The 12,496-nt window shown below is 63.8% G+C and carries 9 protein-coding genes, 1 tRNA gene and 2 pseudogenes; 8 read left to right on the top strand and 4 right to left on the bottom strand.

Features of this window, described 5'->3' with window-relative positions:
- Positions 1-23 precede the first annotated feature (23 nt).
- Both ACX80G_RS04130 and tadA read right to left on the bottom strand, forming a co-directional pair.
- Positions 24-509, bottom strand: coding sequence for a pyridoxamine 5'-phosphate oxidase family protein (locus ACX80G_RS04130; protein WP_459305818.1), 486 nt, complete (start codon positions 507-509; stop codon positions 24-26).
- Between the two features lie 127 nt (positions 510-636).
- Complete coding sequence (gene tadA, locus ACX80G_RS04125) at positions 637-1,122, bottom strand: tRNA adenosine(34) deaminase TadA (RefSeq protein WP_459305817.1); 486 nt, start codon at positions 1,120-1,122, stop codon at positions 637-639.
- A 23-nt stretch (positions 1,123-1,145) separates the two neighbouring features.
- On the opposite strand from tadA, the gene upp reads away from it, so the two are divergent.
- The 5 genes from upp (at position 1,146) to ACX80G_RS04100 (ending at position 9,348) form a co-directional block, all read left to right on the top strand.
- Positions 1,146-1,781 carry a uracil phosphoribosyltransferase gene (upp, locus tag ACX80G_RS04120; protein ID WP_459305816.1) on the top strand — a complete coding sequence of 212 codons (636 nt, stop codon included), beginning with the start codon at positions 1,146-1,148 and terminating at the stop codon, positions 1,779-1,781.
- Positions 1,782-2,309: 528 nt separating this feature from the next.
- Complete coding sequence (locus tag ACX80G_RS04115; protein ID WP_459305814.1) at positions 2,310-3,149, top strand: winged helix-turn-helix domain-containing protein; 840 nt, start codon at positions 2,310-2,312, stop codon at positions 3,147-3,149.
- A 305-nt stretch (positions 3,150-3,454) separates the two neighbouring features.
- Positions 3,455-5,869, top strand: coding sequence for a helix-turn-helix transcriptional regulator (locus tag ACX80G_RS04110; RefSeq protein WP_459305812.1), 2,415 nt, complete (start codon positions 3,455-3,457; stop codon positions 5,867-5,869).
- Positions 5,866-8,478 carry a helix-turn-helix transcriptional regulator gene (locus tag ACX80G_RS04105; protein ID WP_459305811.1) on the top strand — a complete coding sequence of 871 codons (2,613 nt, stop codon included), beginning with the start codon at positions 5,866-5,868 and terminating at the stop codon, positions 8,476-8,478. Before ACX80G_RS04110 ends, ACX80G_RS04105 begins: the two co-directional genes overlap by 4 nt.
- Positions 8,479-8,823: 345 nt before the next feature.
- Positions 8,824-9,348 (top strand): SixA phosphatase family protein, encoded by a 525-nt coding sequence (locus ACX80G_RS04100; RefSeq protein ID WP_459305809.1) that lies wholly within the window; start codon positions 8,824-8,826, stop codon positions 9,346-9,348.
- On the opposite strand, the gene ACX80G_RS04095 is transcribed toward ACX80G_RS04100, so the two are convergent.
- Positions 9,345-10,760, bottom strand: a complete 1,416-nt coding sequence (locus ACX80G_RS04095; protein ID WP_459305807.1) for a dihydrolipoyl dehydrogenase family protein — start codon at positions 10,758-10,760, stop codon at positions 9,345-9,347. The genes ACX80G_RS04100 and ACX80G_RS04095 overlap by 4 nt on opposite strands.
- Before the next feature lie 84 nt (positions 10,761-10,844).
- Between ACX80G_RS04095 and ACX80G_RS04090 the strand changes: the two genes are divergently transcribed.
- The 3 genes and pseudogenes from ACX80G_RS04090 to rhuM all read left to right on the top strand — a co-directional run bounded on the left by ACX80G_RS04090 (position 10,845) and on the right by rhuM (position 12,409).
- Entirely contained in the window at positions 10,845-11,069 is a 225-nt protein-coding gene (locus ACX80G_RS04090) for an N-6 DNA methylase (protein WP_459305806.1), read from the top strand.
- Positions 11,066-11,284 (top strand): annotated as a pseudogene (locus tag ACX80G_RS04085) (N-6 DNA methylase); the annotation flags it as partial. The gene ACX80G_RS04090 and the pseudogene ACX80G_RS04085, both read left to right, overlap by 4 nt.
- Before the next feature lie 373 nt (positions 11,285-11,657).
- Positions 11,658-12,409 (top strand): annotated as a pseudogene (rhuM, locus tag ACX80G_RS04080) (RhuM family protein).
- On the opposite strand, the gene ACX80G_RS04075 reads toward rhuM, so the two are convergent.
- A tRNA-Arg gene (locus tag ACX80G_RS04075) sits at positions 12,368-12,440 on the bottom strand. The pseudogene rhuM and the gene ACX80G_RS04075 sit on opposite strands and share 42 nt — an antisense overlap.
- Positions 12,441-12,496 lie beyond the last annotated feature (56 nt).

Genomic DNA, 12,496 nt, shown 5'->3' with positions numbered 1-12,496 from the left:
TGGCGGGCCCAAGGCCCAAAACGCTAGAGCTCAACGACGTCGTTCTTGCCCGGATCGGCGCGCTCGCCGGTGACGAGGCCCTTGGCGATCTTGAACGCTGAGACGATCTTCGGGGAGTCGAGCGTCCAGTACTCGGCGGTGTCCGCGTCGACCTTAATCAAGGCGACCGACGGATCCTCCTTGCCATTCTCGAACCAGGGCTCCACCGAAGCGCTCCACAGTTCGTTGATCTTGGCCGGATCCTTGGTGAGGGATGCGGTGCCGGCGATCGAGACGTAACCCTTGCCGCTGCTGATCGACACGTTCACCTGAGGGTTCGCGCGGATCTCGTCTGCCTTGGGAGAGGGGTCATCAGTGAAGAACCACAGATCGCCGTCGAACTCGGCCTTCTGCACCGCCAGCGGGCGGCTGACCAGCTGGCCTTCGCCGTTGATGGTGGTGAGGATCGCAATGTCAGCGTCCTTCAGCACCTTGTTCAATTCTTTCATGCCGTCCTGCTGCGAGGTCATCGACTACTCCTTCAAACTATGCGGCTCTACCGGATTTAGTCAGCCTACGCACTACTTGCCGCGAACGATACCGGCTCAGCGCCTAGCGAAACTTCCCAGCTGCTGCGCCGGTTCGCCTCGTGCTGCCTTACCGGGTGGGACGTTGCGACGCGAAGAAGGCCCGTAGCAGGTCGGCACATTCGTCGCCCCGCACCCCGGGAATGACCTCGGTCCAGTGATTGAGCCGCCGTTCCCGCAGGATGTCGAACACCGAGCCCGCGGCGCCCGCCTTGGCATCCCAGGCACCGAACACCACCCGCGGAATGCGGGCCAGCACCGACGCGCCAGCGCACATGGCGCACGGCTCGAGCGTGACGACGAGGGTGCAGCCCTCCAGCCGCCAGCCGCCGACTGCCGCGGCGGCCCGCCGGAGCGCCAGCACCTCCGCGTGAGCGGTGGGATCGCCGGTTGCCTCCCGCTCGTTCCACCCGGTGCCCAGGATTTCGCCTGTCGGACCGACGACGACGGCGCCGATCGGCACATCCGCAGTCGCCAGTGCCCGGCGGGCGGCTTCCAGTGCCAGGGCCATCCACTCGGAATGGAGCGGGTCGGTGGGCGGGGGGTTTGGCGGCATGCCCCCAATGATACTTTTGAGCTATGCGCGTACTGGTTGTAGATCATCCCCTTGTGGCTCACAAACTCACCGTCCTGCGGGATAAGAACACTGCATCGCCGGTGTTCCGGCAGTTGACCGAGGAATTGGTCACGTTGCTTGCCTACGAGGCGACCCGCAATGTCCGGGTGGAACCGGTCGAGATCGAAACGCCGGTCACCACCACGATCGGGACCGGGCTCGTCAAGCCCACGCCGCTGGTGGTCCCGATCCTCCGGGCTGGCCTGGGCATGCTGGAGGGCATGACCCGATTGGTCCCCACTGCCGAGGTGGGCTTCCTGGGCATGGCCCGCAACGAAGAAACCCTCGAGGCGATTACCTACGCCGAACGGCTCCCTGATGACTTGACGGGCCGCCAGATCTTCGTTCTCGACCCGATGCTTGCCACCGGTGGAACCCTGCGCGAGGCGATCAAGTTCCTGTTCAAGCGCGGAGCGGCCGACGTCACCTGCATCTGCCTTCTGGCCGCCCCGGAGGGCCTCGCGGCACTGCAGGCCGAGCTCGAGGACGCCAACGTGACCATCGTGCTTGCGTCAATCGACGAGAAACTGAACGAAAACGCCTATATTGTGCCCGGTCTTGGCGACGCCGGCGATCGCTTGTACGGCGTGGTCGGCTAGTCGCCCCGCTTCTGGCCCCTTCCGGTGAGCAACCCGGACTGCGGGGGTCAACCTCGGCCTGAGTGAGGGGTATGTCGCTCCCCGATGTCTAATTTCCTCACCGGACCGAGGTTCGCGATGGCTGGTGCTCGATCTGCGTGGTACCACTAGACGAATGGTGACGACAGAACATATTAGGTAGACAAACCGGCACATTCGAAGCCTGCTTAGCGACCGCCGAGGACGATCTGTCCAGCAGTCATTTGGCCCTCGCATCGCCTCGCGCAGCATTGTTACTTGTGCGTAAAGGAATGTGACGTGCAATAATTTGTAATGTGTTTACCCACTCATCGGCATCTCCAGTCGCAGCTTCCGCAGCAGGCACGCAGCCTGCCCGTGGAATGCACTGGTGTCGAATGCACGCGTAACGGCATACCCAGACCCGTACGCCCCTTTAGCCCAACGGCGGGCTCCATGAAGCCATCCCGACCGGGCATACCCCCGCATTCGTGCCGTGATGACGGCCATCCACGTAGAGGCAAGCCACACATGTCAGTAGCATCTGGATACGTCCACATTTCCCTCCGTAGCGCGCAGACCCGCGCTAACTCCCAGGGCCGGTCCTACCAACCGAGCCCATCCTTCGTCCCTTACGGCGAAGTCCCGGCACAGGACCAGCCGCCGTCACGGTACCGACCCCTTCAGGCAGTGCCCGGCGCCGTGGATAACGGCCACCCCGACACGGCGCCAACGCCCGTGGTCACACCCAACGGCGTTCCGGGCCCGCAGTCAGTCTCAGGAGACACCACCGCGCGGGGATTCGTTCTTTACGTCGCCCTGGATGAGGAGACCGCTGCGAATAGCGGCACAACGCTGACCAAATTAGCGCAGGATGTCAGGGCCCATGTTCGGTCACTTGTTCCTCAGGCTCAGAGCCACGCCGCCGTAGCGCTGGCGCCGGCCGACGCGACGGGAAGCGATATCGATGTCGTCCGCCGGGCCCTCGGCGATCCGACAGTCACACGCCGTGCTCCGGCGCAATCAGCGCTGCCCGCCGCACCGCGCCCGACCGGCGTTCTCATTGACCTGTCCCGCCGGGAAGTTCACCTCGACGGCGACACCCTGAACCTCACGTTCAAGGAGTTTGAACTCCTGAACTACCTGGTCGAAAATGCGAGCCGCACTGTTGGTCGGGAGGAACTCCTCAGCGGACTGTGGCGCGACGCCGAAGAGGTGCCCAACGAACGCACCATCGACGTCCACATCCGTCGGCTGCGCTCAAAGCTCGGTCGCTTAGCTAACACCGTCAGGACGGTCAGGGGACAGGGCTACCGGTTCTACGAGCACCCCGAAGTGATTGTCTGGGCGGCACCGGAATACTCCATCTAATCGGCCTCGACCGGCTGCATTCGACGGGTAAAGGGCCAGCCTCGGTGTAGTGGGCGAAACGCCAGTAGTAGTTGCTGGCATTTGGCCATCCCGTCATCGGGGTGACTGTTGGATGTCAGTCTTCCCCCCCTATCAGATGTGCCGGGTGACCAGTGGCTGTAGAAGCGGACGATTTCACTACTCCCTGCGCCCCGGCGGGTGTTGGGGTTAATATGTAACGAAGCGGTAGTAGTTGCCAGTTTCCCATTCGAGCACTCGCCACATTGGGGACAGGTATGACTAGTGACAGAACCCGAGGCCAGTTGATGACACAACTGGAGGAGCTGCTCAGGCGTGGGGTGTCAGTGGTGGTCGAGGGCCAGTTTGGGTCCGGAAAGACTGAATCACTCAGGGTGGCAGCGCGGGCGCTAGAGCCCGACAGGAACATCGTCCGCCTCCGAGGGACGCCCAGGGGTAGCCAAACCGCCTATCTGGCATTAGGAGATCTCGTCGGGTTCGGTACCGGGGGAGTCCCCCACCCAGCGACCGTCTTCGCGCTGCTTTCCGCCCGGCTTCATGAGCTTGCTGCGGACCGCCCGGTGATTCTCCTTATCGACAACTTCGATTTCCTCGATCCGCAGACCAGAGCCCTATGCACCATGGTGCTGGACCTGCCTTCGGTCACGTTGCTGGTTTCCTGCAACCGGGTCGACGACAGCCCTGAGATCAGAGCTGCAGTGAACAGCGGGGCAATGGAACCACTCACCCTCACCGCGTTGTCTGTCGAAGAGGGCAGAGCTGTCATCGAACGATTCCTGGGCGGAGAGGTCTCCACTTCAGTTGCCAACTCACTTCACGCGCATTCCCGAGGCAACGGGCGAATCCTGACGATGCTCGCCGCCCACGCTCGGGAGAACGGCAACATTGCTCACGTGGACGGACTGTGGCGGACCACCGCCCACTATGCCGAGCCCTTCACCAGTGGTTCCCTCCGCAGCGGGCTGGCAGTCCTGTATTCACGACTTAATGCCGACGAGCGGGCCGCACTTGAGGTGCTAGCCGCCGCTGGCTCCGTCCACATTGATGTGCTGGCACGCCATTGCGACATGCAGGCCCTGGAGCGTCTGCAGCGCGAAGGGATGGTGGAGGCCCGCGACGGGGGGAACACCTACTGGCTGCACAGCAAGGGCCTGGCCCACATTCTGCGTCAGACGCTGGGCAACGCCAGAAGCCGTGAAGTATGGGCGACCATCGTTGAACCCGGAATGTCGCAACGCGGAGCGCGGCCGCCCGGCGCCAACATCGTGTGGGCACTCCAACGCGGCATCGAGGTCAAAGACTCGGCCCTGCTCGCCGCCGCCGACGACGCTTTACGCGCCTATTCGCCGCGCATCGCCCTCGACCTGGTTTCCGCTGTGAAGAGGCGAACCGGGCTGTCGGTCCGCATGCGGGCGGAGGCTCATTGGTTCCTGGGGCAGGTCGAGGAGGGGCAGCGCGTGCTGACCCGTCAGACCCGGGCGTCAGAGGCGCCCACCGCACCGGCCGCGGATGAAGCGGCGCTGAGCCGGCTGGTGCGGTCGGTCTTCGCTTCCCGGGGGGCTGCGGCGGAGGACGTGGCGGGGGACGCGGTGGCGCAACTACTGGCCCATCGGCGGACCGGGAACTACCGCGCAATGCTCGAGCTGTATCGCACCATCACTCTCCCCGTGAGTTTAGAGTCCCGCTACCTGGTCACCATGCTCGCCGCGGAGGCCTACGCGGCCTGCGGCGATTCGGCACGCGCCCGCCTCCTGACCATCGAATACGGGCTGGTCGCTGGAACCGTGCGGTCCGCCGTCGTGCGGGAAATCGGGGAGACGGCCCTCTACCGGGTGCTGTTCCTTAACGGTGAATGGCGGGTTCTCAGCGACCTTCTCACGCAGAACATACTGCGCCGACCGGGCCGCTTGCTGTTTGGTGAGCAGTCGACCCTGTTGTATCCCCGGCTGATCGCCCGGGAGCCGCGGGCCGGCGTCGTCGGCGGCGAGCAGAGCACGGCGAGCTCCGCCGACCTGTTCGGATGGTTCCTTGAACGGTGCGCCGACCTGTTCACTGTTTACGACACGGTTGATCACATGGTCACCCAGTTCAAGGAATTGGCGGGCGACCGGCGGCTTACCGGCCTGTTTGGGTTGCAGTTGTTCGCGCTCGGTTCCCTGGTGCTGCTGCAGGGTGAGGGCGACACCGATCCCAGCTCGGGCGATGACTTTAATGAGCTGGACCTCAAGCGCCTTGATCGGTGTGCCAGGTCGACGACGGGCGCGCTCGCCCGCCAGCTTGGCCTGCTGGCCGACGGACTGTTGACTGGGGAGCCTGCCACGCTGGTGCGGGCAGCGCAGGGTGCGGCCAGGCAAGGAAACACTGGGCTGTCGACGGTTGCGGCGACCCTGGCATCACGCACGGCGGGGCGGATCAGGCAGCCGGAGATCCAGCGCGCCGCCCAGGAGTTGGTGCCCGGCTCCGAGGCGCGGCCGGAGATGCCGGCGGATACGGAGATGCTGACCCGGCGTGAACGTCAGGTGGTTGACCTAGCCATGTCCAGCAGTAAGAACTCCGAGATCGCCGCAGCGCTGGGCATCTCTCCGCGGACCGCCGAGCGTCATGTGCAGAACGCGTACCGGAAGTTAGGTGTCTCAACCCGCGAGCAGTTACGTCGGACGCTCCAGCCGTCCGACGACGCCACCGAATCGGGCGGGGTATGAACACCTCGTCCCCCGACGGTGAGCGCCAACGAAGCGCCCTTGACGAAGTTCTTGATGCCGCGGGACAGGAACTGGTAACGTCCCGCTCCGGGGGCCTGCTCCTCACCACGTCAACGGTCTTCGGCGGAGACTTCCTGCTCGCGCGCATGCTGGCGTCGGCGGATCCGTTTTACACGGTCGGTGTGCAGGGAACCGAGTCATTCGCGGGTCTGGCTTATGCCCCGCTGGCCCCGCTCCTCCAGGATTCGCCGGACATCGACTTCAGCTCCGAGATGGAGGTGCTCTCCGCGGTGCGTGACCGCATCCAGCGCCTCTCGGAGGGAAAGAGTTGCGTGGTGGTGGTGCGTGGTCCCGAACACCTTGATACGGCGAGCATCGCCGTACTGACGCGCCTCGCCGAATCCCCCACCATCGGATTGCTGATCCGTTGTGGCCCCCGGAGCCAGCTTCCGCTGGACCTTGAACTCTCCCTGGCAGACGGTTTCATCGAGGAAGTCATGATCCCAGTGCTGGGGCCCGCGGACATCAAGGGGTACTTCGCCTCCATCCTCGGCGCGACGCTCCCGATGCTGTCCAGCATCCTGGTGCGCGACGCGATCGGCGGAAGCCCAGTCTTGCTGGAATTGGTGACACGGGACAGGGATTTGGAGGATCTGATCCACCTGCGCGACGGCGTCTGGATTCTGCCGCGCGAGCTGCGCCTGACCGATCGGATTGCTGAACGGATCTTCAGCCTGATCGCCGACTATGGGCCCGAGGAGACTGACGTCCTCCTGACCGTTGCGCTCGCCCACCAGATACCCGTCGACGTGGCAGTCGAACTGTGGGGTGCGGAGCCTATCAACGCCCTGCTGCTGGAGGGCGCCCTGTCCCATGCGGAGGACGCTGGTCAGATCTGGCTGCGCGCCGCGCCACCAATCCTGGGGGCCGCCATCAGGCAGCGGGTTGAGCCCTTCCGGTCGCGTCGGCTCTGGGACAACGTCCACGAGCACCTCACGGATCTCACCAACACGCCGGGCATTATTCTCCGGGTGATGTGGAGGCTGTCAGTGGGCGTCGCAGTCGATGACACCGAAGTGCTCACGGCTGCCGCCATGGCCAATCGTCTCGACCAGCCGGACACCGCCGACTTTCTGCTGCACCTGCTGCCGTCCGACGTCGCAACGGACCCGGCCGGTCTGGCCGCGGCCGCCGAACTGCAGCGGGCCCGCGCCGAGTTCTATGACGGGCGAACTGACCTTGCGCTGCCCCGACTCCGACGCCTAGTCCTCAGCGACCTGGAACCGGAGATCATGACCTCGGTAGTCCACTTCACGTTTCAGATCAATCTCGCCACCGGGATGGGTGCGTCAGCGCTCACCCAAGCGGTCCGACGGCGGGCTGAGGTCGACCCCGCCGGGGACACCTTCGAGAGCTCGTTGATCACCCGGCTCGGTCGTGAGCTGCAACAACTTGCAGCTGGGACCGTCCCCGAACGGCCTGTCGTGGAGGTGGTCGGCGTGCCGAATGAGACCAGGGAGGCAGTCTGCTGGCACCTCGTTGCTGGTGAACTCCAGTACCGTCGCGGAGATCTTTCGGCTGCGGCCGAAGAACTGGGGCTGGCCCTTGACCTCGTCCTTATTCATGAGCCGCTGCGCAACTACGGCGGATACATCCTGGTCCGGCTGATGCTCCTCCTGGCCGGAGGCGGCTATTGGGAGGACCTGGCAGCCCTGCAAGCCAAGGTCGCGGACGGTAGGGCGCCCTGGGTCAAACGGTTCATTGGTTTCTGGGAGCTGATCGAGGGCCTGACAGCATTGCGTCGCGGCCGGCCGCTGAGCGCGCTGACCCACTTCGGGACAGCAGTTGTTGTCCTCCGTGAACGGGACATCAAGCGGTTCAGGCCGCTCGCCACTGCGCTTGCCGCATACACCTCCTGGCTCATTGGCGACGCGCGTCTGGGAAACTACGTGGCGGAGTACCGCCGGCTCACCCACCTGGGGCCGCCCGAACGCAGGATGCTTGCCGAAGCCTATATGGCTGTAGTGGGCGATTCGGCCGGGTCATCGACGCGTCAGCCGACCACGGTGACGCCTGAGGCAGCGAATCCCCAGATCCGTGCTGAACTCAGTGTGCTTGAGGTGCAGGCCGGTGTGGCTGGGGCCATCGACGTCGCCATCGCACAGACTGCCGGGCTCGCCGACCCGCGCGCGCAGGGCCTACAGGCGGTGCTGTCCGCGCTCGCCGGGGGGAGCGCCGCCGACCTGGTTGCGGCCGCCGAGCTGTGCCTTGATCGCGGTCAGGAGTTACTGGTTCCAGTGTGCCTCGGGGTGCTGCTGACCCAGACTCCGGGGTCGAAGGGCAAGGTGGTCCGCAGCGCGTCGAAGCTGTTGGCGCTACTTGATCCTGAACTGCAACGCCTCCACCCACAACTGGCAGCGCTCCGGCAGGCCACCAGACTCACCCCGCGCGAGACGACTATAGCCGCGGACATCGCAGCCGGAAAGACTGCCAAACAGATCGCCAAAGAGCTTGGGGTATCGATCAGAACGGTGGATGGTCACGTGGAAAGTATTCTTACGAAGCTGGGATTGCCTTCGCGCAAGGACATCCGAAAGCGAACCAAGTAGTCATGGTCTGCAAGACGAGTAGTAACTACGTACCAATTACTCAAAGTCGGGTAGTACCTGCGTAGTGGTTGTTGGGGGTTCGCAGCATAGGTTGATTGCAGGGAAGAAACTCCCAGGTCGGTGCGGACATTAGCACTGAAGCATAGAGCCGGAGGCGGCTGAGGGACTCCCCAACGAACCTCGCCGCCTCCGCCTCTGCCAGTCTGGGTGGCATCGACCGAAGCGGAACACCGACCGCTGACCCACAGATCGGGGCGGTTTCCCGGGGCGAGAGCCGGGAAACCGCTCTTTCTGTTGGCCCCGCAGCGTGACCATCCTGCAGGAAAAACCCCATAGACTTCGGCCATGGCATCCCACCACCTCAAACGGCTCATGTTGCTGCGTCACGCCAAATCCGAGTGGCCCCGCAACGTCGAGGATTTCGAGCGCCCCTTGAGTACCCGCGGACACCGGGACGCTCCGCTACCTGGCCAGTGGATGGTGGAGAACGACGCCGTTCCGGACCTCATTCTCTGCTCCTCCGCCCTCCGGACCCGCCAGACCTGTACCTGGATCTGCTATGAACTAGGGGACAAGGCTCCAACCCCCAAACTTGAAGAGCGGCTGTACTCGGCCCCCGCAACGACCATCCTGTCGCTGGTCAATCGCGTTCCGGAAACGGTCACCAGCCTCCTCGTGATCACTCACATGCCCGGAGTCCAGGAGTTGGCGATGCGCCTGGCCTCGGTGGACTCCGACGAGGGTGCGGTGATGGATATGGCAACCCACTACCCGACGTCGGGCCTGTCAGTTCTGCAGCACGATCGGCGCTGGGCGGAACTGGACGGGCGCGACGCCGTGATGACGGACTTCGTGGTGCAGCGAGCCTAAAGGCCGTACTGTTCGAGGAGCCGCAACCAGACCTCGCTGATGGTCGGGTAGGCGGGTACCGCATGCCACAACCGGTCCAGGGGAACTTCCCCGGCAATCGCGATGGTCGCGGCGTGCAGGAGTTCAGCGACGTCCGGGCCAGCGAAGGTCATGCCGATGAGGACCTTCCGGTCCTCATCGACCACCATCTGTGCCCACCCCTGATATCCGTCGGAATGTAGTGCCGACCCGGCCACAGCGATCTCCAGTGACGTTTCGCTGACGTTGAGGCCCGCGTCCTGCCCCTGCTTCAGGGTTCTGCCGGTCATGGCGATCTCGGGGTCGGTGAAAACTACCTGCGGGACGGCGTATTGGTCGGCGGTGGCCGCGTAGGCGCTCCAGTCCTGGACCGTGTTCCCGAGGGTCCCGGCCGCGCGCGCCGCGATCGCCGAACCGGTGATTCGGGCTTCATATTTCCCTTGGTGCGTGAGTAGGACCTTGCCCGCCGCGTCACCGACCGCGTAGAGCCAGCCGGCGCCCTGCACCCGGCCCGACGGGTCGATGACCAGCTTCGTGGGGTCAAGGTCGAACTTTTCCAGTCCCAGGTCAGCAAGGGCAGGACGACGCCCGGTGGAGACCAGGAGCTTTTCCGCGGTTACCGTGGCGCCACCGTCAAGGGAAACCGTTACCGTGCCATCACCCGACTGCCGCACCGATTCGGTGGCTGTGTCGGTCAGGACCTCGACGCCGTCGTTCTCCAAGCCCTTCCGCACCAGCTCCCCCGCGGGTTTGGGGTAGTTGGAGAGAAGGCCGCCCCGGGCGATGATGGTCACCTTTGCGCCCAGGCGGGCGAAGGCCTGCGCCAGTTCGGCGCCCGCAACACCGCCGCCCAGAACCGCGAGCGACGACGGCACGAGGGCTGCCGAGGTTGCTTCCCGTGTGCCCCAAAAGTCGACGGCGTCCAGGCCATCAATCGGGGGGATTATGGGGGAGGAGCCGGTGGCAAGGACAACGGCAATCCGCGCCCGGAGGGAAGTCACGCCGTCGTCGCGGGTCACCTCAACCGAACGCTCACCCGTGAGCCGGGCCGTTCCACGGACGAGGGTGATCCCGCTCTCGCTGACCCAGTCGGCTTGCGAAGCATCGTCCCAGTTGGAAGTGAATTGGTTGCGCCGCTCCAATACCTGCTCGACATCAAGCGAGCCCGTGGCCGCCTCCCGTGCGCCGGCAACTGTTGTTGCTGCTTTCAGGGCGGTGCCCGGGCGGAGGAGGGCTTTGGACGGCATGCAGGCCCAGTACGAGCATTCTCCACCCACCAATTCCGCTTCTATCAGCGCTGCCGACAGCCCCGCCTGCACCACGCGATCCGCCACATTTTCGCCGACAGCGCCGGCACCGATCACGATTACGTCGAAGTCTTCAGAGTTGGTCATGCTTTAAGCTTTTCACTGCTGCCGCAGCGGGGCAACCTCTGCCGGTGGTTAGACACACGTAATTGACACGTAAAGGCCTTCATTTTGCACATGATCGAATCAGCACGACGACGACGGCGGCGGACCGGCCGGGTTGCGTTGATTGTTCCGCACGGCGTGTTGCTCCGAGCTGGCTCCGAAAGACGCATCAAGAAGTCGCTGATCGAGGAAAACCTGCTGGACACGGTGGTGGGACTGCCGGCGAACCTGTTCACCACCACCGGCATTCCCGTCGCCATCCTCATCTTTGACCGTTCGCGTGAAAAATAGGGGGCTCCAGTGAGGGCCGAGACGATGTCCTGTGCATTGATGCCAGCCGGGACTTTACCGCGATCAAGGCCCGGAGCCCGCTCGATGAGGAACACCATAAGCGGATCGTTGAGACTTACCGCGGCCGGACGGAATCTGAAGGGTACTCGCGCCTAGTACCCCGCGAGGAGATCAGCGAGAACGATTTCAACCTCAACATCTCGCGCTGCATTGACACCCTAGCGGCCGAGTCTGAGATTGACGTAGCCGCCGTGCAGAGTGAGATCGAGCAGATCGAAGCCGAGCTGGTGGAAATTCGTGCCCGCATGGCCGGCTACCTGAAGGAGTTGGGTCTCGATGACTGAACAAGGGGCGGAGAGGGTGGCATAGCTGGTGAACCGGTGCTCTACACGAGCGACGACGGTCAGGCGCACGTGCAGGTGCGGCGTGGTTGACGCAGCGCGGAATTACTGAGCTGTTCGGGAAGGATGTGCGCATCATCAACGAGCACATCCAGAACGTCATCACCGAGGCGAGGCGGATTTCAACGCAATTATCCGGAAATTCCGGATAGTTCAAAACGAGGGCGATCGTGAGGTTGCGCGTGAGATGGAGCATTACAACCGCAATGTCATTTTTGCCGTCGGCTACCGGGTGCGTTCGGCCCGCGGTGTGCAGTTCCGCCGGTGGGCCACCACCGTACTGAGTGAGTACTTGGTCAAGGGCTTCGCCATGGACTATGCCGAGCTCAAGGATGCCAAGCAGTGGCATTACTTTGACGAGTGGCTCGGACGCATCCGGGACATTCGTGTCTGCGAGAAGCGCTTCTACCAAAAGGTGCTGGACCTCTAAGCCCCCGCCGCTTACTACGACCCGAAGCCGGATGGTGCGAGTGTCTTCTTCAAGGCGGTGCAGAACAAGAGGCTGTGGGCAGTGACCGGCAAGACGGCAGCCGAGCTTATCGAGAACCGGAGTGACTCCGGTGCACCGAACATGGGACTGACCAACTGGGCTGGCGGCCGAGTGCGCGAGGGCGACGTAGCCACGGGCAAAACTACCTGACGAGCGAAGAACTGGAGGCGCTGAACAGCATCGACACCATGTACCTAGACTTCGCTGAGGACCAAGCCAAGCGACGCCACGTGGTTGCTGTGGCCGATTGGAAGGACAAGCTGGATGCCTTTCTGCAATTCAACGGCACGAACGCAGACGAAGCGGACTCCGCTGGACGGCACTACGCCCGGATCAAAGGCGGACCGGATCGTCAGTGCCATGGAATAAGAAGAGCTCCTCACCCGGAGGTGAGGAGCTCTCAACTGTGCGCGCGAAGGGACTCGAACCCCCAACCTCCTGATCCGTAGTCAGGTGCTCTATCCATTGAGCTACGCACGCATTGCCGCTATATCAATCCGTGCCACGTCTCAATTTGGGACCTGACACGACCTATT

The organism is Arthrobacter glycogeni (genome assembly GCF_054510815.1).
Note: the sequence above shows the minus strand (reverse complement) of the source record. Positions and strands in the feature narration are given on the sequence as shown.